General features: G+C 48.0%; 20 protein-coding genes. 11 read left to right on the forward strand and 9 right to left on the reverse strand.

Annotated elements, in window-relative coordinates; all coding sequences use genetic code 11:
• Nucleotides 1-3: 3 nt before the first annotated feature.
• Entirely contained in the window at nucleotides 4-255 is a 252-nt protein-coding gene (gene grxC / locus C2U41_RS21700) for a glutaredoxin 3 (RefSeq protein ID WP_003024152.1), read from the reverse strand.
• 52 nt (nucleotides 256-307) lie between these two features.
• Nucleotides 308-739 (reverse strand): rhodanese-like domain-containing protein, encoded by a 432-nt coding sequence (locus tag C2U41_RS21705; protein ID WP_003024148.1) that lies wholly within the window; start codon nucleotides 737-739, stop codon nucleotides 308-310.
• 249 nt (nucleotides 740-988) lie between these two features.
• On the opposite strand from C2U41_RS21705, the gene gpmM reads away from it, so the two are divergent.
• The 3 genes from gpmM to C2U41_RS21720 are packed head-to-tail and all read left to right on the forward strand — an operon-like array spanning nucleotide 989 to nucleotide 4765.
• Nucleotides 989-2533 (forward strand): 2,3-bisphosphoglycerate-independent phosphoglycerate mutase, encoded by a 1545-nt coding sequence (gene gpmM, locus C2U41_RS21710; RefSeq protein ID WP_044700439.1) that lies wholly within the window; start codon nucleotides 989-991, stop codon nucleotides 2531-2533.
• Between the two features lie 33 nt (nucleotides 2534-2566).
• Nucleotides 2567-3826 carry a murein hydrolase activator EnvC gene (gene envC, locus C2U41_RS21715; protein ID WP_229235822.1) on the forward strand — a complete coding sequence of 420 codons (1260 nt, stop codon included), beginning with the start codon at nucleotides 2567-2569 and terminating at the stop codon, nucleotides 3824-3826.
• A gap of 3 nt (nucleotides 3827-3829) precedes the next feature.
• Entirely contained in the window at nucleotides 3830-4765 is a 936-nt protein-coding gene (locus C2U41_RS21720) for a divergent polysaccharide deacetylase family protein (RefSeq protein WP_003024138.1), read from the forward strand.
• Here the strand turns inward: C2U41_RS21720 and C2U41_RS21725 are convergent, their stop codons facing one another.
• From C2U41_RS21725 to kbl, 3 genes are all read right to left on the reverse strand, one after another.
• Nucleotides 4766-5803: a glycosyltransferase gene (locus tag C2U41_RS21725; protein WP_049014549.1), complete on the reverse strand. Its 1038-nt coding sequence runs from the start codon at nucleotides 5801-5803 to the stop codon at nucleotides 4766-4768.
• A gap of 192 nt (nucleotides 5804-5995) precedes the next feature.
• Nucleotides 5996-7021, reverse strand: coding sequence for an L-threonine 3-dehydrogenase (gene tdh / locus C2U41_RS21730; protein ID WP_003024132.1), 1026 nt, complete (start codon nucleotides 7019-7021; stop codon nucleotides 5996-5998).
• A gap of 9 nt (nucleotides 7022-7030) precedes the next feature.
• A complete protein-coding gene (gene kbl / locus C2U41_RS21735; protein WP_003837635.1) occupies nucleotides 7031-8227 on the reverse strand; it encodes a glycine C-acetyltransferase in 1197 nt (398 codons plus the stop codon).
• Between the two features lie 215 nt (nucleotides 8228-8442).
• On the opposite strand from kbl, the gene rfaD reads away from it, so the two are divergent.
• Genes rfaD through C2U41_RS21770 form a run of 7 tightly spaced genes read left to right on the forward strand, consistent with a single transcriptional unit; the run spans nucleotide 8443 to nucleotide 15714 of the window.
• The gene (gene rfaD / locus C2U41_RS21740; protein ID WP_003827312.1) at nucleotides 8443-9375 is read left to right on the forward strand and encodes an ADP-glyceromanno-heptose 6-epimerase; all 933 of its coding nucleotides are present in this window, start codon (nucleotides 8443-8445) and stop codon (nucleotides 9373-9375) included.
• Between the two features lie 12 nt (nucleotides 9376-9387).
• A complete protein-coding gene (rfaF, locus tag C2U41_RS21745) occupies nucleotides 9388-10434 on the forward strand; it encodes an ADP-heptose--LPS heptosyltransferase RfaF (protein WP_003837632.1) in 1047 nt (348 codons plus the stop codon).
• Between the two features lie 3 nt (nucleotides 10435-10437).
• Complete coding sequence (rfaC, locus tag C2U41_RS21750; protein ID WP_044700445.1) at nucleotides 10438-11406, forward strand: lipopolysaccharide heptosyltransferase RfaC; 969 nt, start codon at nucleotides 10438-10440, stop codon at nucleotides 11404-11406.
• Nucleotides 11407-11422: 16 nt separating this feature from the next.
• Nucleotides 11423-12706 carry an O-antigen ligase family protein gene (locus C2U41_RS21755; RefSeq protein ID WP_224769933.1) on the forward strand — a complete coding sequence of 428 codons (1284 nt, stop codon included), beginning with the start codon at nucleotides 11423-11425 and terminating at the stop codon, nucleotides 12704-12706.
• Complete coding sequence (locus C2U41_RS21760) at nucleotides 12699-13712, forward strand: glycosyltransferase family 2 protein (protein WP_032937175.1); 1014 nt, start codon at nucleotides 12699-12701, stop codon at nucleotides 13710-13712. The genes C2U41_RS21755 and C2U41_RS21760 overlap by 8 nt, the downstream gene beginning before the upstream one ends.
• Nucleotide 13713: 1 nt before the next feature.
• Complete coding sequence (gene rfaQ, locus C2U41_RS21765; RefSeq protein WP_032937173.1) at nucleotides 13714-14769, forward strand: lipopolysaccharide core heptosyltransferase RfaQ; 1056 nt, start codon at nucleotides 13714-13716, stop codon at nucleotides 14767-14769.
• Complete coding sequence (locus C2U41_RS21770) at nucleotides 14770-15714, forward strand: glycosyltransferase family 8 protein (protein WP_032937171.1); 945 nt, start codon at nucleotides 14770-14772, stop codon at nucleotides 15712-15714.
• A 26-nt stretch (nucleotides 15715-15740) separates the two neighbouring features.
• On the opposite strand, the gene C2U41_RS21775 is transcribed toward C2U41_RS21770, so the two are convergent.
• From C2U41_RS21775 to C2U41_RS21790, 4 genes are read right to left on the reverse strand one after another with little or no spacing between them, the layout of a single operon-like run.
• Entirely contained in the window at nucleotides 15741-16733 is a 993-nt protein-coding gene (locus C2U41_RS21775; RefSeq protein WP_032937170.1) for a glycosyltransferase family 8 protein, read from the reverse strand.
• 47 nt (nucleotides 16734-16780) lie between these two features.
• Nucleotides 16781-17800 carry a glycosyltransferase family 8 protein gene (locus C2U41_RS21780; protein ID WP_003837616.1) on the reverse strand — a complete coding sequence of 340 codons (1020 nt, stop codon included), beginning with the start codon at nucleotides 17798-17800 and terminating at the stop codon, nucleotides 16781-16783.
• Nucleotides 17801-17830: 30 nt separating this feature from the next.
• Nucleotides 17831-18628, reverse strand: coding sequence for a lipopolysaccharide core heptose(I) kinase RfaP (gene rfaP, locus C2U41_RS21785; protein WP_032937168.1), 798 nt, complete (start codon nucleotides 18626-18628; stop codon nucleotides 17831-17833).
• Nucleotides 18621-19745, reverse strand: a complete 1125-nt coding sequence (locus C2U41_RS21790; protein WP_003837612.1) for a glycosyltransferase family 4 protein — start codon at nucleotides 19743-19745, stop codon at nucleotides 18621-18623. Before C2U41_RS21790 ends, rfaP begins: the two co-directional genes overlap by 8 nt.
• A 424-nt stretch (nucleotides 19746-20169) precedes the next feature.
• Between C2U41_RS21790 and waaA the strand changes: the two genes are divergently transcribed.
• Nucleotides 20170-21447, forward strand: a complete 1278-nt coding sequence (gene waaA, locus C2U41_RS21800; RefSeq protein WP_048217051.1) for a lipid IV(A) 3-deoxy-D-manno-octulosonic acid transferase — start codon at nucleotides 20170-20172, stop codon at nucleotides 21445-21447.
• Nucleotides 21448-21454 lie beyond the last annotated feature (7 nt).

The following is a 21454-nucleotide window of genomic DNA, read 5'->3' on the forward strand; positions in this document are numbered from 1 at the left end:
GCCTTATCGCAGCAGGGGATCCAGTCCACCACGCGCATCCAACGCATACAAGTCGTCACAACCGCCAATGTGCTGTGCATCAATAAAAATCTGCGGAACCGTCGTACGGCCACTGCGCTTGATCATCTCTTCACGCTTCACGGCATCGCCGTCAATCGGAAGCTCCTGGAAACTCACACCCTTGCTGTTCAACAGCGCTTTTGCGCGATGGCAAAACGGGCAGGTTGCTTTGGTGTAGATCTCAATATTGGCCATGACTTATCTCCAGTGTTCTTTTTACCCTGCGGCATGAAAGAAGATGGGTAAATTACTTGCCGCGAACCAGTGGCAGATTCTCACCACTCCAGCCCGCTACGCCGTCTTTCAGTACGGATACTTGCTCAAAACCGGCTTTAATCAGCGCAGTTGCTGAATCCTGGCACTGCATGCCTGAACCATCAACCACAATCACAGGTTTGTTTTTGTGTTTTTCAAGTTCGCCAAAATTGTTGGCTTTGATTTCGCTCGGCAGCAGGTTAGTGGAGCCTGCGATATGGCCTTTGCGGAAGTCGTCGCGCTGGCGTAAATCCACAACAACGGCGTCTTCTTTGTTGATAAGACGTGTAGCTTCGCCGCGAGTAATCACCTTCACTTTTGAGGTCAGGCTCTTAAACGTGGTAAATAATACAGCCGCCAGTAACGCAATCCAGGCGATACTCAAGACAGGGTGGCGACTAACAAATTGCATAATTTCTTGCATGGGGGGTAACAACTCCCGACTCAGTGATTAAAAAAACCAGGAAAGGAGTATACCTGCGCGTTGGCGCAAATACAGCCAGAGCGTGCATTGGATTGCATTTTTGCGGGGCGCTACGGAAAAAAAAATGTAAATCGGTGTTCCCCCTGGCACGCGATCCCCCATTATTTGATCTTCGGGGGCTACTTTATCGATTCAGCTGTAGTAAAATTACGCAATTATTTTTTATCTCTTGAGTGTGAGGTTGTCGCAATGTCGGTTTCTAAAAAACCTATGGTACTGGTGATTCTGGATGGCTACGGCTATCGCGAAGACAGCCAGGATAACGCCATTTTTAGTGCTAAAACCCCGGTAATGGATGCGCTGTGGGCAAAACGTCCGCATACCCTGATTGATGCGTCTGGTCTGGAAGTCGGCCTGCCCGATCGCCAGATGGGCAACTCCGAAGTGGGTCACGTCAACCTGGGCGCGGGCCGTATCGTGTATCAGGACCTTACCCGTCTGGACGTTGAAATCAAAGAACGTACTTTCTTCGCTAACCCGGTGCTGACCGATGCGGTCGACCAGGCAAAAAATGCCGGGAAAGCGGTACACATCATGGGTCTGCTCTCTGCTGGCGGCGTTCACAGCCACGAAGATCACATCATGGCGATGGTAGAAATGGCCGCTGAACGCGGCGCTGAAAAAATCTATCTGCACGCTTTCCTTGATGGTCGTGATACCCCGCCGCGCAGCGCTGAACATTCACTGCAGAAATTTGAAGAGAAATTTGCCGCGCTGGGCAAAGGCCGCGTAGCGTCCATCATCGGTCGTTACTACGCTATGGACCGCGACAACCGTTGGGATCGCGTAGAACAGGCTTACGATCTGATGACGCTGGCGAAGGGCGAGTTCCAGTTCGCTACGGCGGTTGAAGGTCTGCAGGCTGCTTATGCCCGCGAAGAGAACGACGAATTCGTCAAAGCGACCGTGATCCGTGCCGAAGGTCAGGCAGATGCTGCTATGGAAGATGGCGATACGCTGATTTTCATGAACTTCCGTGCTGACCGTGCGCGTGAAATCACCCGTGCGTTTGTTAACGCTGATTTCGACGGCTTCGCCCGTAAGAAAGTCGTTAACCTCAACTTTGTGATGCTGACCGAATACGCGGCAGACATCAAAACTGCGGTTGCTTACCCTCCAGCATCTCTGGCCAACACCTTTGGTGAGTGGATGGCGAAGAACGAAAAAACGCAGCTGCGTATTTCCGAAACTGAAAAATATGCGCACGTGACCTTCTTCTTCAACGGCGGCGTAGAAGAGCCGTTCAAAGGCGAAGACCGCATCCTGATCAACTCTCCGAAAGTTGCGACCTACGATCTGCAACCGGAAATGAGCTCTGCTGAACTGACCGAGAAGCTGGTTGCAGCGATTGAGAGCGGTAAATACGACACCATCATTTGTAACTACCCGAACGGCGACATGGTTGGTCACACCGGGGTGATGGAAGCAGCGGTTAAAGCGGTTGAAGCGCTGGATAACTGCGTTGAGCAGGTGACTAAAGCGGTTGAGTCCGTTGGCGGCCAGTTGCTGATCACCGCAGACCACGGTAACGCAGAGCAGATGCGCGATCCGTCCACCGGTCAGGCACATACTGCACATACCAACCTGCCCGTTCCGCTGATTTATGTCGGTGGTAAGAACGTCAAAGCAGTCGAAGGCGGCAAACTTTCTGATATCGCCCCAACGATGCTGACGCTGATGGGTATGGAAATCCCGCAAGAGATGACTGGTAAGCCGCTGTTCATCGTGGAATAATCCCTCCCCATGAGGGGAAAGGCGATTAATACCATCACTCGGGCCGTGAAACCGCGTAAGTTTTCAGTCAGGCCCTTGTTCTACGCCAGCGCGCTTAGCGCTGGCGTATTGCTGTGCGCCTTTTCCGCCCACGCGGACGAACGCGACCAGCTCAAATCTATTCAGGCCGATATCGCGGCAAAAGAACGCGCGGTACGCCAACAGCAACAACAACGTTCCACTCTCCTCGCTCAGCTTAAAGCTCAGGAACAAGCCATCGCCGTTGCCGCAAGGCAGTTACGCGAAACGCAGAACTCACTGGCACAACTGAACGCGCAAATCGCAGAGATGAACGCAGCACTCGCGAAGCTGGAAAAGCAACGAGCAGCGCAAGAGCGCAGTCTGGCAGCCCAGTTAGACGCCGCGTTTCGCCAGGGTGAACACACCGGTATTCAGCTCATCCTTAGCGGCGAAGAAAGCCAGCGCGGACAGCGCCTGCAAGCCTATTTCGGCTACCTGAACCAGGCGAGGCAAGAAACTATCGCGCAGCTGAAACAAACCCGCGAAGAAGTCGACTCGCAAAAAGCCGAGCTGGAAGATAAGCAAAGCGAACAGCAGACGCTACTGTACGAACAGCGCGCTCAGCAGGCTAAGCTGGAACAGGCACGTAACGAACGCCAGAAAACGCTTTCGAGTCTGGAATCATCGATTCAACAGGGTCAACAGCAACTGGGCGAAATGCGCGCCAACGAATCGCGCCTGCGCAACAGCATTGCTCGCGCCGAAGCTGCGGCCAAAGCGCGCGCGGAACGTGAAGCGCGCGAGGCGCAGGCCGTACGTGATAAGCAACAGGATGCATCACGGAAAGGCTCAACCTACAAACCGACCGAAAGTGAAAAATCTCTGATGTCACGTACCGGCGGTTTGGGTTCGCCACGCGGCCAGGCATTCTGGCCCGTTCGGGGTCCAACCCTACATCGTTATGGCGAACAACTGCAGGGTGAGCTACGTTGGAAGGGGATGGTTATTGGTGCATCCGAAGGCACCGAAGTTAAAGCCATTGCCGATGGTCGCGTCATTCTGGCGGACTGGTTGCAGGGCTATGGCCTGGTGGTCGTCGTTGAGCACGGTAAAGGCGATATGAGCCTGTACGGTTATAACCAGAGCGCACTGGTCAGCGTCGGTACGCAGGTTCGCGCCGGGCAGCCTATAGCACTAGTGGGTAGCAGCGGCGGTCAGGGCAGGCCGGCACTCTATTTCGAAATTCGTCGCCAGGGTCAGGCGGTCAATCCACAGCCGTGGTTGGGAAGATAAGTTTTGCCACAACAATTTCGTCGTCTACTACTCTCTCTCGCCAGCCTGCTGGCCTTCGCAACACCTGTTTTTGCTGGCAAACTCGCCATCGTCATTGATGATTTCGGCTATCGCCCACACACTGAAAACCAGGTACTGGCGATGCCTTCTACCATCTCCGTTGCCGTTCTGCCTAACGCCCCACATGCGCGAGAAATGGCAATCAAAGCGCATAACAGCGGGCATGAAGTCTTAATCCATCTGCCAATGGCGCCGCTGAGCAAGCAGCCGTTAGAGAAAGATACATTACGCCCTGAAATGAGCAGCGAAGAGATTGAGCGAATTATTCGCGACGCGGTAAGCAAAGTACCGAATGCGGTCGGTCTGAACAACCATATGGGCAGCGCGATGACCTCCAGCCTGTTTGGCATGCAGAAGGTGATGCAGGCGCTGGAGCGATACGATCTCTACTTCTTGGACAGCATGACCATTGGTAACAGCCAGGCAATGCGCGCAGCGTCAGGGACCGGTGTGAAAGTCATCAAACGCAAAGTCTTCCTGGATGACACGCAAAACGAAGCCGATATTCGCCGTCAGTTTAATCGTGCCGTCGAGCTGGCGCGCCGCAACGGTTCCGCAATCGCCATTGGCCATCCTCACCCGTCTACGGTTCGTGTCCTGCAGCAGATGCTGTATAGCCTGCCAGCCGACATCACGTTGGTTCGCCCAAGCAGCCTGCTCAATGAACCGCAGGTGGATACCTCCAGACCAAACCTCACGCCACCGAAGAACGGTACACCTGATGCGCCGCGTAATCCTTTCCGCGGGGTGAAATTATGCAAACCGAAGCAGCCGTTAGAGCCAGTGTACGCCAGCCGCTTCTTCAGCGTGCTCGGCGAAAGCATTACCCAAAGCACGCTGGTGCAGTATATGCGCCTGCAGTGGCAGGGCTGGCAATAATCAGTCTTTGCTATCCAGCGTTAAATGAGCCAGGCGGCGCGGCGTCAGTGATTTATCGCGCCACTGGCTAAAGCGGATGGCCCACAACAGCACCTGATAACCCAGCTTAACGCTGCAAATATTGCTTACCATACGCTTGAACATACCCGACACGAATACTTCAGCAATCATGCGCTGGCGGATTTTCTCGTCCGGTTCTTTACGTATGCAATGACAAACGCGTAGCGCTTCGTAAATCACCTGCTGTTTGAACTCCGGGTAAATGGGAATGCGCCCGGCGTAATCATGATTCATCTTATCCAGCAGACGGGTAATTTTGATGTAGTGGCGCTGGTAAGCGAGATTTTTCAGCCCGGTGCGCGGCAGACGGCTAACAGATGCGCCGTGCAGGAAGTATTTATACAGAGGGATTTCCGTGTAACGCGCGCGCTTCGCATTAAACATAAACTCCGTCGTCCAGATAATATCCTGGTGATGCAGGCCAGACAGGAAGGTCAGCCCCGCGTCGCGGATAGTCTGATGACGATAAACGCCCATCCAGACAACGTGTCGCCAACGGCGGCTGGCTAACGCTTTGCGTAACCAGTCTGGCCCGGTCATCACGCCGGTAGAACGAATACGATCGGTAGGAATGGATGCCCAGGTGTGGCCGGTTTCCGCAATACACCAATCAGCGTTGCACTGCGCAACATCCAGGTTGTCTTTCAGCGCCATAGTCATCAGCGTTTCATACATTTCCGGATAGGCAATATCATCGCCGTCTACGTACGCGATGTACTCCCCCCTGGCGACTTTCATACCGGTATTGCGCGCCGCCGAAACGCCCCCATTGCGCTGGTGCAGCAGATGAACGTGCGGATAACGATCCGCATAAGACTGAGCAAGCTCCGCAGAGTTATCCGTAGAGCCATCATTAACAATGATGATCTCCAGGTTCTTCCAGGTTTGCGCAATCAGCGAATCCATACACGCAATGAACGGTTCACCCGTGTTGTAAAGCGGCATAATGACGCTCAGGAGACCAGGTATATAGGTCATATCAAATCCAGCCAGACAATAGAGTAATCGGCACTTTTTAGCATATTAAGCGGTAGATTTTCAGAAAAAATTATTAATTCTTTAGCGGAAAATGCGCCGGGCGGGAGAGATTGTGCAGGCAAAAAACGCCCCGGATGATTAATGATAATCAACATCCGGGGACAACACACAGAATCCACAGGGTGGATACGGTTAATCCCAGCTCAGGATCACTTTCCCTGACTGGCCTGAACGCATCGCGTCAAAGCCCTGCTGGAATTCATCGATGGAGAATCGGTGGGTGATGATCGGCGACAAATCCAGACCAGACTGGATCAGTGCAGCCATTTTGTACCATGTCTCAAACATCTCACGACCGTAGATACCTTTAATAAACAGTCCTTTAAAGATAACTTTCGTCCAGTCGATGGACATATCAGATGGCGGAATACCCAGCATAGCAATACGGCCACCGTGATTCATGGTGTCCAGCATAGCGCGAAACGCTGGCGGCGCCCCGGACATCTCCAGGCCCACATCAAACCCTTCGGTCATACCCAGTTCAGCCATCACGTCGGTCAGATTCTCTTTCGATACGTTGACCGCGCGAGTGATACCCATTTTGCGCGCCAGCTCAAGGCGATACTCATTAACGTCGGTGATCACCACGTGGCGTGCGCCAACGTGCTTCGCGACCGCCGCCGCCATAATACCGATTGGACCCGCACCGGACACCAGTACATCTTCCCCAACCAGATCGAACGACAGCGCCGTGTGCACTGCATTACCGAACGGATCGAAGATAGACGCCAGGTCGTCGGAGATATTGTCCGGGATTTTAAATGCGTTAAATGCCGGGATCACCAGGTACTCCGCAAAGCAGCCCGGACGGTTTACACCGACACCGGTCGTATTGCGGCACAGGTGAGTACGTCCACCGCGGCAGTTACGGCAATGTCCGCAGGTGATATGACCTTCGCCTGAAACGCGATCGCCGATTTTAAAGCCTTTAACTTCCTGACCGATGCCAACAACTTCGCCGACATATTCATGCCCAACGACCATCGGTACTGGGATGGTTTTTTGCGACCATTCATCCCAGTTATAAATGTGAACGTCAGTCCCGCAGATGGCTGTTTTACGGATTTTAATCAGCAAATCGTTATGACCGACTTCCGGTTCAGGAACGTCAGTCATCCAAATGCCCTCTTCCGCTTTCAGTTTGGATAACGCTTTCATTTCACATCCTCAGGCAATAACGCCCAGTTGTTTACCAATGCGTGTGAACGCCTCAACAGCACGCGTAATCTGCTCAGGGGTATGCGCCGCAGACATCTGGGTACGGATACGCGCCTGGCCTTTTGGAACCACCGGATAGAAGAATCCGGTAACGTAAATCCCCTCTTTTTGCAGTTCACGAGCAAAGTCCTGCGCGATCACTGCATCACCCAACATCACCGGGATAATCGCGTGATCGGCACCGGCTAAAGTAAAGCCTGCGGCAGACATTTGCTCGCGGAACTGACGTGCGTTCGCCCACAGGCGGTCGCGCAGGTCGCTGCCTGCTTCAACCATTTCCAGCACTTTAATGGAGGCCGCAACAATCGCTGGCGCCAGTGAGTTGGAGAACAGATAAGGACGGGAACGCTGACGCAGCCACTCAACAACTTCTTTACGCGCTGCGGTGTAACCACCGGATGCGCCGCCGAGTGCTTTACCCAGCGTACCGGTGATGATGTCCACGCGACCCATCACGTCACAGTATTCATGGGAGCCACGACCATTTTCGCCGACAAAACCGACGGCATGGGAATCATCAACCATGACCAGCGCGTCGTATTTATCCGCCAGATCGCAAACGCCTTTCAGGTTAGCGATCACACCATCCATAGAGAACACGCCATCAGTGGCGATCAGGATATGACGAGCGCCCGCTTCACGTGCTTCTTTCAGGCGAGCTTCCAGTTCCACCATATCGTTGTTGGCGTAACGGAAACGTTTTGCTTTACACAGACGAACGCCATCTATGATAGAAGCGTGGTTCAGGGCATCGGAAATAATTGCGTCTTCTGCGCCCAGCAGCGTTTCAAACAGGCCGCCATTGGCGTCGAAGCAGGAAGAGTAAAGGATGGCATCTTCCATACCGAGGAATGCCGCCAGTTTTTGCTCCAGTTGCTTATGGCTATCCTGGGTACCGCAAATAAAGCGAACCGAAGCCATACCAAATCCGTGAGAATCCATACCCGCTTTTGCTGCTGCAATCAGTTCCGGATGATTAGCCAGTCCCAGATAGTTGTTCGCACAAAAGTTAATAACGTGGCTTCCGTCCGCCACGGTGATATCCGCCTGCTGGGCAGATGTAATAATGCGCTCTTCTTTAAACAATCCTTCCGCACGTGCGGTGTCGAGATCGTTGGTTAACTGTTTGTAAAAATCCCCACGCATTTCAATTCTCCAGACTGGGCAAATTTCAGCACATATTACCCAAAGCTATACGTTGATACGAGATGACGCATCATCACTTCTTCAAAATGAAGCATAAATCACGTGTACCCGCACGGCTTATCGGTGAATGGCTGAAGCCTGAGCCATGTAGTGATATGATAGAAAGTATTCGTGTCTGAGATTGTCTCTGACTCCATAATTCGAAGGTTACATTTATGATCATCGTTACCGGCGGCGCGGGCTTTATCGGCAGCAACATCGTTAAGTCCCTGAATGATAAAGGCATCACCGACATCCTGGTGGTGGACAACCTGAAAGACGGCACCAAGTTCGTTAACCTGGTGGATCTGAATATTGCTGACTACATGGACAAGGAAGACTTCCTGATCCAGATTATGGCCGGGGAAGATTTCGGCGATATCGAAGCTATTTTCCACGAAGGCGCATGCTCTTCCACCACCGAGTGGGACGGCAAGTATATGATGGACAACAACTATCAATACTCTAAAGAGCTGCTGCACTACTGCCTGGAGCGTGAAATCCCGTTCCTGTACGCGTCCTCTGCCGCCACCTATGGCGGTCGCACTTCTGATTTCATCGAATCCCGTGAATATGAGAAACCGCTGAACGTCTATGGCTACTCAAAATTCCTGTTCGACGAGTACGTGCGTCAGATCCTGCCGGAAGCCAACTCTCAGATTGTTGGCTTCCGCTATTTCAACGTCTACGGACCGCGTGAAGGCCATAAAGGCAGCATGGCGAGCGTCGCTTTCCACCTCAATACTCAGCTTAACAATGGCGAAACACCAAAACTGTTCGAAGGCAGCGAAAACTTCAAACGTGATTTCGTTTACGTTGGCGATGTGGCTGCAGTGAACCTGTGGTTCCTGGAAAACGGGGTATCCGGCATCTTTAACCTCGGTACTGGTCGTGCGGAATCTTTCCAGGCCGTTGCTGACGCAACGCTGGCGTACCACAAAAAAGGCAGCATTGAGTACATTCCATTCCCGGAAAAACTGAAAGGCCGCTACCAGGCGTTTACTCAGGCAGACCTGACCAACCTGCGCGCCGCGGGCTATGACAAGCCGTTTAAGACCGTTGCTGAAGGCGTAACGGAATATATGGCCTGGCTGAACCGCGACGCATAAGGCAGGCAATCTATGAGGATTCTGGTGGTTGGCCCGTCTTGGGTGGGCGACATGATGATGTCGCAAAGTCTCTATCGCACGCTCAAGGCGCGCTATCCCCAGGCGATAATCGACGTGATGGCACCTGCATGGTGCCGTCCGCTGTTATCGCGGATGCCGGAAGTCAATGAAGCGATCGCGATGCCGCTTGGGCATGGCGCTCTGGAAATTGGTGAACGGCGTAAGCTCGGTCATAGCCTGCGTGAGAAGCGCTATGACCGCGCTTATGTGCTGCCTAACTCGTTTAAATCCGCGTTGGTGCCCTTTTTTGCAGGTATTCCGCATCGTACCGGTTGGCGTGGTGAAATGCGCTACGGCCTGCTCAACGATGCGCGCGTGCTGGATAAAGACGCATGGCCGCTGATGGTCGAACGCTATGTGGCCCTGGCCTACGATAAAGGCGTGATGCTGTCGGCTAAAGATTTGCCGCAACCTCTGCTGTGGCCACAGTTGCAGGTCAGCGAAGGTGAAAAGTCTCTGACCTGTAGCCAGTTCTCCCTTTCTGCCGAACGCCCCATCATCGGTTTTTGCCCGGGTGCGGAATTTGGTCCGGCGAAACGCTGGCCACACTACCATTATGCTGAACTGGCAAAACAGCTGATCGACGAAGGTCATCAGATTGTGCTGTTTGGCTCGGCAAAAGATCATGAAGCCGGAAATGAAATCCTGGCAACGTTGAGCGTTGAGCAGCAGGCCTGGTGTCGTAATCTGGCGGGCGAAACGCAGCTGGAGCAGGCCGTTATTCTGCTCGCCGCCTGCAAAGCGGTCGTCACCAACGACTCTGGATTAATGCACGTTGCCGCAGCGTTGAATCGACCTCTGGTAGCATTGTATGGCCCAAGTAGTCCGGACTTTACCCCGCCGTTGTCGCACAAAGCGCGGGTCATTCGTCTGATTACGGGCTATCACAAAGTGCGCAAGGGCGATGCGGCTGAAGGCTATCACCAAAGCCTGATTGACATCACACCCCAGCGTGTACTGGAAGAACTCAACGACCTGTTGTTACAAGAGGAAGCCTGACGGATGCGGGTTCTGATCGTTAAAACGTCTTCTATGGGCGATGTTCTGCATACGTTGCCCGCATTAACCGATGCGCAGCAGGCTATTCCGGGTATTCAATTTGATTGGGTGGTGGAAGAAGGATTCGCGCAGATCCCTTCCTGGCATGCAGCCGTTGACCGGGTCATCCCAGTGGCGATTCGCCGCTGGCGTAAAGCCTGGTTTTCAGCGCCGATTAAAGCCGAGCGTAAAGCGTTTCGCGATGCCGTACGTTTGCAGCAGTATGACGCGATAATTGATGCGCAGGGTCTGGTTAAGAGTGCGGCGTTGGTGACGCGTCTGGCACGTGGCGTCAAGCATGGTATGGACTGGAGTACGGCCCGCGAGCCGCTGGCTAGCCTGTTTTATAATCACAAACATCACATTGCGAAACAGCAGCATGCGGTAGAACGTACGCGTGAATTGTTCGCCAAAAGTCTGGGATATGCCAAACCGCAGTCGCAGGGTGATTACGCTATCGCTCAGCATTTTGTGAATGAATGTAATGCTGATACAGGCCACTATGCTGTATTTCTGCACGCCACTACACGTGATGATAAGCACTGGCCTGAAGCCAATTGGCGGGAGCTGATTGGGCTGTTAAATAATACGGGCATCCGTATTAAACTCCCCTGGGGCGCCCCTCATGAAGAAGAGCGCGCCAAAAGGCTGGCGGAAGGTTTTCCTTACGTCGATGTCCTGCCGCGGATGAGTCTGGAAGAGGTTGCTCGCATCCTGGCGGGAGCAAAATTTGTGGTGTCGGTTGATACAGGTCTCAGCCATTTAACCGCCGCATTGGATCGCCCCAATATTACGTTATATGGCCCGACAGACCCGGGATTGATTGGTGGATATGGGAAGAATCAATACACACAGCAGAGCCATTCCGGAAAATTGCAGGATCTGGACGCAAGCTTAGTCAACGTATCGCTAATTGATAATAATTTGCTTTAACTTTAAGAGACGACCCATGCTTCGCCAACACATGTTTTCTCGTTTTGTTTGTAGTATAAAAAATAATCCATTCGATTTTATATACGTCTTATTTTACGCTGGGATCCTGGCAACTCTTGCGATGGTCCTGGTAAATCCAGATGAAGCGCTGAAGGTATTTATTTTCTCCACGGCTCTGTCTCTGCCGCTTATAGGAAAAAATATAAAGCATGTGTGCAGTAACAAACAAAATCTGGTTTTGCCTGTTATGTTGCTGCTCTTTGGTTTACTCCAGATTATTTGGGTAGAAGTATTTAAACAATCTGGCTCAGCCTTTACCGGTGCCTATCGTTCATACCAGAACGGTGGCAAAGTGATGATTTTTGCCGCACTGGTTATGACAGCTCTGACAACGCGAGAGCCGTGTGCCAACAAAACACGCATTACCAGTCTCTGGACGATTCTTACCGCAATAGGCTTGTATCTTTTCGCAGGCTACGAGGCTGCCGGAGCACCAGATATTATGACCTACCGTGTTGCGCTGGGCTTTGAACATCCAACCGGAGCGGCTTACGGCCTGACATTTATCGCTTTGTTAGCATCACAGACCATCCTTAATCTGCGACTAAAACACACTGTTTCACTCTATCTTTTGCATTTTTTGCTCTCCCTTGCCGTCATGGTTACGACACAGACCCGAGCGGCCATTCTGATCTATCCAATCCTGAGTATTGGGTTGTTTTTCATCCACTACCGACATAATCGCAGAATGTTATTAAGAGCATTGCTTGCCTTCGTAATACTCGGCGGTTTGGCAACTATTCCGTTAAAATCGGTTATTGAGGTGCGTTACCAGAATCTGATGGCCGACTTGCATTCTTACAGCCAGAATAACAGTAATACATCAATTGGTGCGCGATTTGCGATGCAACAGGTCGGTATTGAAGCAGGAAACGCACACCTCTGGGGACAATCGCTTGAACAACGAGATGCAGAAATCAAAGCGTTCGCATTACAAAATGTCACAATGCAAGGGGCTCTCGCCTATGTGGACGTCCACCTGCATAACGAAGTCATTGATACCTTCTCGCTGAAAGGCATCCCTGGTGTTGTTGTGCTACTCTTGCTCTATACTGCCATGTTTTTAATAGCTTACTGGCAACGTAGTCCTCTGTTGTTCGTTATCTCAGGCGCAATCGCTATCTATGGCTTGAGTGATTTATTATTGTATGCCAAAGGTGAAGCCCTGAGCAGCGTACTGGCGTTATGTGTAGCAGCAGTACTGAGCTCGAATCCAACAAGAGAACGATGCCATGGTTAACGCTTCCGGTTATTTACTGAGCATTATTATACCTACATACAACAACGCTGAACTCATCACAGCGACGTTGGCGTCTATACATCAGAGCATCACTGATGATGTAGAGGTAATAATTGTTAATGATGGCTCTACGGATTTAACCGAAGAGCGTATAAATGCGTTTTACCGCGAAAAAGATTGCCATAATGTTAAATATATAAGCCAAAAAAATCAGGGCGTTGCAATCACCCGTAACGTTGGGCTTGCCCATGCGACAGGGAAATATATTGGTTTTGTAGACAGTGATGATATTGTCTGCCAGAATTATTTCACAATTCTCCTGCCTAAGTTAAGAGACGAAAAATATGACATTATCGAATTTAACTTAACTCGAGATATAAACAATTTGTATAAAAACGCGCCGGAAATGGAAAACAACATTGCCCAGCGCGAAATAATATTATCAGATGACAATTACGCCCCTCTGTTACCAACATTCAAGGCTGGGCAATGGCATCTGATGACAAAAATCTTTCACCGCAATATCATTGGTAGCGATAAGTTCGAGGAACATCATCGCTACGAAGACGTGATTTTTTGCCCATTCCAGTATTTTAAATGTCATAAGATTCTAAAAATCGAGAATAAGCTATATTACTACCGAGTAAATGATAAAAGCATTACCGAGAACATTATTGATAGTGACGCTGACAGCATCTTCTTTGCTATGCGAAAAATGTATAAATATATTAATGAAAATAGATCTAAGCGTACTGTTGCGACATTTATGATTATCAATTGTTTTCTCGAAGGACGTAAAATTTTACGCAAGAAAAAAGGCTATTATCGTTATAGCGAAAGTATGCTAAATGACATTCAGAATGCACTTGCATGCTGCGATACGAAAATCGTTAAGAAGAAAATAATTCTGAAGATGAAATACCCCCATATCGATCGTTCTATTTCTGAAACAAGATATAAGATACTATCTGCTTGTAAAAGCTTATTCTTGCGAAAGGGATTTTAACATGTTTGAAAAAGTTGACCGGGTTCTTATTTGCAAGCTGAAGTTTTATGGGGATGTTCTGCTAACTACACCTGTTATTGCCAGCATTCGGGCTCGTTATCCGCAAGCTAAGATCGATCTGCTACTCTATAAAGATACCAAAGCAATCTTAGCCGCCCATAAAGATATTAATAATTTTTATCTGATTGAGAAAAAGCAAGGCCTGCTGTCAACAGTGAAAAATTACCTTTCAGTGCGTAAACAACTGAAGAAAAATCACTACGACCTGATCGTTAACCTCACCGAACAATGGCCGATCGGCGCTCTTATAGCCTCTTTACGTTGCCCTTCAATTGCTTTTGAGCGCGAAAAAGATCTGTGGAATCGACTTTTTACGCGAGTAACGCCATTCATTGGAACGCATATTGTTGAACAAAATTTATCTATTCTAAAAGGTATCGGGTTTAGCGAAACAGAACTGAAGAAAGAGATGTCTCTTTGTTATCGCCCTGACGACTATCAACATTTAGTTACCCAACTCCCGGCATTGCCTTCACAAAAATATGTCGTTATTCAACCCACTGCCAGACAAGAGTTTAAATGCTGGGATGATGATAAATTCACGCATGTTATAGACCACCTGCATCAACGAGGTCTGCACGTCTATCTTACCTGTGGGCCAACGCTAGGTGAGCAGCAGCAGGTTCAGCGCATTGCTGAACTGTGTCAATCTTCCCCTGACCTGACGCTGGCAGGTAAAACCACCTTTTTGCAGTTGGCTGCATTGATCGATCATGCAGTTCTGTACATTGGCGTCGATTCTGCTCCTATGCATATGGCAGCGGCGCTAAAGACACCACAGGTCTGCCTGTTTGGCGCCACCAATTATCAACAGTGGAAGCCATGGTCGGATAAAGCCTTATTGATTTGGGCTGGCGATTATCATCCGATGCCATCTCGGGATGAACTCGACAGATCAAAAAAATATCTCACATGGATACCGGAGCAAGCCGTGATTGACGCTATCGATACGGTACTTCATGATAGTGACAATATAAAAGGTAATGAGAAAACATAAATGGACAACAAAAATAACATTATTAATATTGCTTACTGTACAGATGCTAATTATCTGGAATATGTAGCAGTGTCCATTATGTCTGTCATAATGAACAACCCGGAACAGGACCTGTCATTTTTTGTCTTTGTCTATGACGTTACTGACGAAGAAATCAATAAACTGCGTTCAACCAGTGATAAAATTCAGGTTATCAATATCGATAAAGAAGAGATTGAAAAGTATAACAGTGACTTTGCAATCAAACATCTGAACCGTTCGACCTATATGCGTCTGGCCGTACCGCGCTTACTTAAAGATAAAGTTGAGCATTTTATCTACCTGGATGCAGATACCCTGTGTTTTGATAAGCTCAATGACATTAACAGCATTGATATCAGCAACGTCATTTGTGCAGTCAGCCACGATTCTCTCGATATTCATGATACAAAAAATGCCAAACGCTTGGGCCTGAGTACTGGTCATTATTTCAATGCTGGTTTTTTGTATATTAACATTGAAAACTGGATCAAGTTTGATATTGAAAATAAAGCAAACACCGTGTTATTTGAACAAGGTAAAGCCTTGCCTTACTTTGACCAGGATGCACTGAATATCGCAATGGATGGTAACGTTAAGTTTATTGATAACCGGTGGAATTTTTTGTTCAACTGGTTTACCGATCAACAAAAAGAGATATTCTTCTACCAAAAAGATATTCTGCCAAGAATTATCCACTTCACTGGTGGAAGGAAGCCCTGGTATAAAGAGCATACCGGGCTTTCACAGCAACTTTATCTTTTCTACCATCATTTCACACCATGGCGAAACACAGAAATGCGTTCTTATGCTCCACGTATGAGACCTACTGATTATCGGGTCTATTCACGCCAGGAAGCTAAAAAAGGGAAGTATTGCGCCTCGATCAAATGGTATTTGAAATACCTTAAGACTAAATTACGTTAATAAAAAACTCCCTTACGGGAGTTTTTTTACTTACTTTTTAATTTTTCCCGCAAATAACCAATATAGCTTATTACCGAGGCGAAATACTTCCCTTGTAATCTTTCATGGCGTGATTTCTTTTTATATTGTTTTGGCGTTCTGGCGGGTAACAATGGAACATCTGCCCAAGGCGAAGCCTTCCAGGCATCAACAAAAAACTGTGCTGAAGGATAATTTGCCCATGAATTCCAGGGTTTAGTCACGCCAACATAGTGAATTAGAACAGTATCAGGTGTAATATATTCTTTATATTTCGCAAGATCTCTGCTTTTTAATTCTTGCTTAATTCCATAGATAGCATTGAACCTTCGCTCCAGAAAAAGTACTTTTTTAAAGAAAAGAATATTCAAGACATCCTGATCCGGGAATGAAAGTTTATTATTTTTGTCTAATAAGATATCAAAAGCTGCATTGATAAAATTCTGCTCTTTCCACTTTTTTAGGTTTGCAAATATGACACCTGAATTGAAATAATCTTTATTTATCTCAATATCTCTGGCAGGGCTATCATCCACATCGGTAATTACCGCTGCAACATATTCTCCAAGATCAATCTGCGTGAGTTCAAAAAGTGAACCTTTACACATTACATCCGCATCAATGTATAAAAGTGAATCAATTTTCTCACCAAGATATTCAAAGGCAATAAACCTGAAGTACATTGCGTGTGACCAGGCGTGACCACTTGGCAAAACTTTTAACCCATTAGCATCCATAACATAAATTGAGATGTTTGTGGAAAATTGCTCTGCTAATTTAGCTATCCGCTGCTGGTAATCAGCATCAATGTAGTCAGTAAAAAGATGAAAATGGATATTTAAATCTTTATTATTCAATAGTACCGATGTCATCGAAATTGCAGCACCAAACATAAAATTCCTGTCAACACCCCAGGCGATGTTAAGTTGTATTTTCTGTTCGGTCGGCGCTTGATTAAACTCAAGTATCTTTTTTATAGACTGATGACAATCAAAGTTCATTCGCTACACCTATTTAATCGATTATCAATAAGTTACTGTTTCTATATTCAATATGCTTTTGAATTGTGTAACTTATTTTTTATATACATTACATGACTAAGTACCGAGCGAATATATTTACGCTGCACTCTTTCATGCCGTGACTTACGTTTATACAACTTTGCCGTATTTGCATTTAACAAGGCTTGTTCCGCCCATGCGGATTTTTTATATGCTTCGATGAAGTATTTAGCTACCGGATATTTAGCCCATGTATGCCATGGTTTAGTGACACCGACGTAATGTATTAAAACAGTATCCTCAGTAATATAATCCTGGTATATTTTATCGTTTTTATTTTTTAGTTCCTGATCTACACCATAAATGCAGTTAAAATCTCGTCTCAGGAAAATCACATTACCAACGAACAATATATTTAGGACATCTTGGTCAAAATACAGAAGTTCCTTTTGGCGTTTATCTAAGATAGAAAAAGCCTTCGTCAATAACTGCTGCTCACGCCAAACTTCCAGATTCGCAAACACCACTCCGGAGTTAAAGTACCCATTACTCAGTTCAGGAATACCGAGCCTATTGCCGGACTTAGTACGTACTTCATCAATATCATTGATAACAGCGGCATATTCTCCACAGAAATTAATCTCGGTAAGCTCGCGAAGAGAGCCTTTGCAAATAACATCTGCATCAAGATACAGTACGGAGCTTAACTCTGTGCTTAAATATTCAAATGCGAAATAGCGATAGTACATTGCATAAGTCCATGCTTTTGTACTCGGCAGTTCACGAAACGCCGCGTTATCGAACACAAGAACCGTCACAGTCGTACTATACATTTGGGTCAGGCGTTTTACACTCTTCAGATAATCGTCATCTATATAGTCTGTTACTATATAAAAGTGAATATCAATATCAGGGTTATTCACTAATACTGAGGTCATTGAAATACCAGAGCCAAATAAAAAATTACGGTCGACACCATACGCAACACTTAATTTTTTACTCTTCTCATGCGTAGAGCTGTCTATGACGTGTTTTTGGATAACTAGCTTTTGGAAATCAATGTTCATAGTAAAATGGCCTCAAACTTTATCTGTGATTTATAGCGCTTTTCTTATTGTTCTTTGTCTTATTTTTTGCGCTTTTGTGACAGCCTGTTCAAACAACCTGACTTCCTGACGAAAGATTTCACGTAGTGGCTTCGAAAAATAGACACGTAAAAAACGGTAGATATCTCTGGACGTCAACCCGATCTCAAGTGAAGAGAAATAGAGTCCAATCAGATCCTTATCCCGCCAGCGGCGTGGCACATGCTGACGAATTTGTGCACGATGCAAATCGATTACGGAGAGTTTGATATCCGCAATATTTTCTGGCATCGGTTGTTGGAGTAAAAAATGGCAAATATAGCAATCCCGATGATTTACTCCCCCCCGATGCATTTTACCCACCATTTCTGCCACGCGGGTAATAATGGTCCGTTTTAATACAAAATCAGGGGGCTCAACTTTCCACCTTGCACAAAAATCTTCAAGGCTGATAGCAGGAGAGAGATCTTCAGTGATGATAAATGAGGTGCGCTCTAACGGATTCAGTCCTTTCTGCCCAAATGCCACGCCGGTCATGGTGTCAACATTCAGTTCTTGCAAGCGATGTATCGCCAGCCACTCACGGTCTGCGCCAAGTACAGGCATACGTAAAGATATAAGATTCTTCACCACTTCTTTAAGCGTGGTTCCATGATGATATTTAAGAAAATAACCCTTACCCATCATCTCAAAACGTAGGGTACGTCGTGTTTCCAGGGCGCGAAAAACCTCACCGTCCAGCTTAGCGACTTCAGTAAACGGGTCTTTTCCTTGCCACTGCGTGGCAAATGGTTCTTTTAATTCAATCATTCTTAGGACCTAAAATGATATCTGCAGCTTTATCTGCCAGGCTGTAGAGATCTTTTGTATCAGCAAAATGCCGTGCGTTCCCGGCCCAACGACTTCTCTGCTCATTATTTTGCAGCGCATCGAAAAGTGCTGTATTCAGATTTTCCTGCTCAAAAGGTTCAGGAATCACCACCCCACATTGGGCGGCGTTGATATAACCCGCATAGCCGCAAACTTCGGTAGTTAATACCGGCAGCCCGGCAACTACAGCTTCTAGCAAGACAATACCGGCGGCTTCCTGTACAGCTGGGTGAAGTAATAAATCAGCAGCAGACATCAATTCTGCTACATCGTCCCGCCCCGAGAAGAACTGCACTTGTTCTTCAACCCCCAATTGACGAGCCTGAGCGCGATAGCGATCGGCCTTATCCTGACCAACAACCATCAATCGTGTGCGGTGGCGAATGACATCAGGCAAAGAAGCCAACGCCTGTAATGTTCTTGGCACGCCTTTGCGTTTGAAATCGGAACCTACCTGTAAGAGCAAGAACTGATCGAGACCAATACCATTTTTTTCTCTAACAATCAGCCGGCTGTTTTCAGGTTGCTGGCTGTACTTTCTGTCAGGGTAGATTCCTGGAGGCAGAATACGAAAGCGCTGGCTCTCAGTTTGGTAATGATGCTTGAAGTCACCAATTTGTTTATCGGTTAACATCAAAAGCGTAGTGCCGACACCCTGCTGAAATACGGCTTTTTCAAATGCAGAGTAGTGTCGGTACCTGCGCGTCAATTTGTAGAAAAAGCCTTTCTCGCGGGCAACCTTTTCCGCATAACAAACGTCCGCAGCGTAATACACATCCAGGCCAGGCATTTTATTAAAACCAACGACACGATCGACGGGATGTTGAGTTAAATAATTCTGAACCCACTGATAATATTGCTCGTTTTTCCCATGATTCGTTCTGGATGTAACGGGGACGAGTATAATCTCCAGCCCTTCCGGACGCTCGCCCTGCCATGACTGGGTAAATACCTGAACATGATGACCACGAGAAGCAACCGTCAGCGCTACCCGCAAGAAATCACGCTGTAACCCACCATAGGGAAAATACTTGTACAAACAAAAAGCAATATTCATGCATTAATATCCGCATCGCGTCGCCAGGCATATCAGGTTTGAAGCATCAGAATCGTGTAATCCTTGCCTAAAGCATCCAAAGATGACTTTCTGTGCTTTCGAAACGTTTCTGCCCGCTAGCTACCTGAAATTGCGCAGTAGTATATCATTTATTATCAAGCATTCCGAAATGAATATTTTTTAAACAAAAAACAAAATAAACCATTAAAAACATACAGATAAATAAGACACCAGTTCATCAGGAAACGCACACCGCACAAGAGGTTAAGACATATAAATGCGGCCATGTGCATTTTTGAAATAGCCATCAGCGAAATCAGTTCCCCACCAATTCCATCGTTTTGATACAACCTGGATAAAAATGATGGTAAAGCCATAGTTAAATACATAGAATCCCCAGCACATTCATAAGTCAGCTACCATTATGCTCGAATTGCTTTACACCGCCCTTTTCTACCTTATTCAGCCTTTGATCTGGATACGGCTTTGGGTGCGCGGACGTAAGGCTCCGGCCTACCGTAAACGCTGGGGCGAACGCTACGGCTTTTATCGCCGCCCGCTAAAACCCGGCGGGATCATGCTTCATTCGGTTTCTGTGGGCGAAACGCTGGCTGCAATCCCATTAGTTCGCGCTCTGCGTCACCGTTATCCCGACTTGCCGATCACGGTCACCACCATGACGCCAACCGGTTCCGAGCGCGTACAATCTGCTTTTGGCACTGATGTTCAGCATATTTATCTGCCTTACGATTTACCGGATGCCCTGAACCGTTTTCTGAATAAAGTTGACCCCAAACTGGTGTTAATTATGGAAACCGAGCTGTGGCCAAATCTGATCGCGGCACTCCATAGGCGTCACATTCCTCTGGTCATTGCCAACGCACGTCTTTCTGCTCGTTCAGCCGCTGGCTATGCGAAATTAGGTAAATTTGTTGGCAGACTACTGCGTCGAATTACGTTAATTGCCGCACAAAACGAAGAAGATGGCGCACGTTTTATTACGCTTGGCGCCAGAAGCAATCAGGTCACCGTTACTGGCAGCCTTAAGTTTGATATATCCGTCACGCCACAACTGGCTGCAAAAGCGGTGACATTACGTCGTCAATGGGCTCCTCACCGCCCGGTATGGATTGCAACCAGCACCCACGACGGCGAAGAAAGCATCATCATTGCCGCCCATCAGGCGTTATTAAATCAGTTCCCGAATCTTTTACTAATCCTGGTTCCCAGACATCCTGAACGGTTCCCGGATGCAATTAACCTCGTACGCCAGGCTGGGCTAAGCTATACCACTCGTTCTTCGGGTGAAGTTCCGTCCTCAGGCACTCAGGTTGTGATCGGTGATACCATGGGTGAGCTGATGTTGCTGTATGGCATTGCCGACCTTGCTTTTGTCGGCGGTTCACTGGTTGAACGTGGTGGGCACAATCCACTGGAAGCCGCAGCACATGCTATTCCAGTGCTGATGGGACCACATACGTTTAATTTTAAAGATATTTGCGCCCGCCTCGAACAGGCAAGCGGATTGATCACCGTCACCGACGCACCTACGCTGGTAAAAGAAGTATCTTCTTTACTGACCGATGCAGATTATCGTAATTTTTATGGCCGTCACGCAGTTGAAGTTCTGTATCAAAATCAGGGCGCGTTACAGCGTCTGCTGCAGCTGCTGGAACCTTATCTGCCACCCAAAACGCATTGAGGCAAGC

Origin of the sequence: Citrobacter freundii complex sp. CFNIH4 (assembly GCF_002934505.1) — a bacterium.
Classification (GTDB): Bacteria; Pseudomonadota; Gammaproteobacteria; order Enterobacterales; family Enterobacteriaceae; genus Citrobacter; species Citrobacter freundii.

Coding starts and splice junctions, on each gene's coding strand:
- C2U41_RS21725 (WP_049014549.1), bottom strand. CDS start 5,803: ATGACCTATATACCTGGTCTCCTGAGCGTCATTATGCCGCTTTACAAC.
- rfaD (WP_003827312.1), top strand. CDS start 8,443: ATGATCATCGTTACCGGCGGCGCGGGCTTTATCGGCAGCAACATCGTT.
- rfaQ (WP_032937173.1), top strand. CDS start 13,714: ATGTTTGAAAAAGTTGACCGGGTTCTTATTTGCAAGCTGAAGTTTTAT.
- rfaF (WP_003837632.1), top strand. CDS start 9,388: ATGAGGATTCTGGTGGTTGGCCCGTCTTGGGTGGGCGACATGATGATG.
- C2U41_RS21705 (WP_003024148.1), bottom strand. CDS start 739: ATGCAAGAAATTATGCAATTTGTTAGTCGCCACCCTGTCTTGAGTATC.
- C2U41_RS21790 (WP_003837612.1), bottom strand. CDS start 19,745: ATGAATATTGCTTTTTGTTTGTACAAGTATTTTCCCTATGGTGGGTTA.
- C2U41_RS21775 (WP_032937170.1), bottom strand. CDS start 16,733: ATGAACTTTGATTGTCATCAGTCTATAAAAAAGATACTTGAGTTTAAT.
- rfaC (WP_044700445.1), top strand. CDS start 10,438: ATGCGGGTTCTGATCGTTAAAACGTCTTCTATGGGCGATGTTCTGCAT.
- C2U41_RS21755 (WP_224769933.1), top strand. CDS start 11,423: ATGCTTCGCCAACACATGTTTTCTCGTTTTGTTTGTAGTATAAAAAAT.
- grxC (WP_003024152.1), bottom strand. CDS start 255: ATGGCCAATATTGAGATCTACACCAAAGCAACCTGCCCGTTTTGCCAT.
- gpmM (WP_044700439.1), top strand. CDS start 989: ATGTCGGTTTCTAAAAAACCTATGGTACTGGTGATTCTGGATGGCTAC.
- waaA (WP_048217051.1), top strand. CDS start 20,170: ATGCTCGAATTGCTTTACACCGCCCTTTTCTACCTTATTCAGCCTTTG.
- C2U41_RS21770 (WP_032937171.1), top strand. CDS start 14,770: ATGGACAACAAAAATAACATTATTAATATTGCTTACTGTACAGATGCT.
- C2U41_RS21760 (WP_032937175.1), top strand. CDS start 12,699: ATGGTTAACGCTTCCGGTTATTTACTGAGCATTATTATACCTACATAC.
- tdh (WP_003024132.1), bottom strand. CDS start 7,021: ATGAAAGCGTTATCCAAACTGAAAGCGGAAGAGGGCATTTGGATGACT.
- kbl (WP_003837635.1), bottom strand. CDS start 8,227: ATGCGTGGGGATTTTTACAAACAGTTAACCAACGATCTCGACACCGCA.
- rfaP (WP_032937168.1), bottom strand. CDS start 18,628: ATGATTGAATTAAAAGAACCATTTGCCACGCAGTGGCAAGGAAAAGAC.
- C2U41_RS21780 (WP_003837616.1), bottom strand. CDS start 17,800: ATGAACATTGATTTCCAAAAGCTAGTTATCCAAAAACACGTCATAGAC.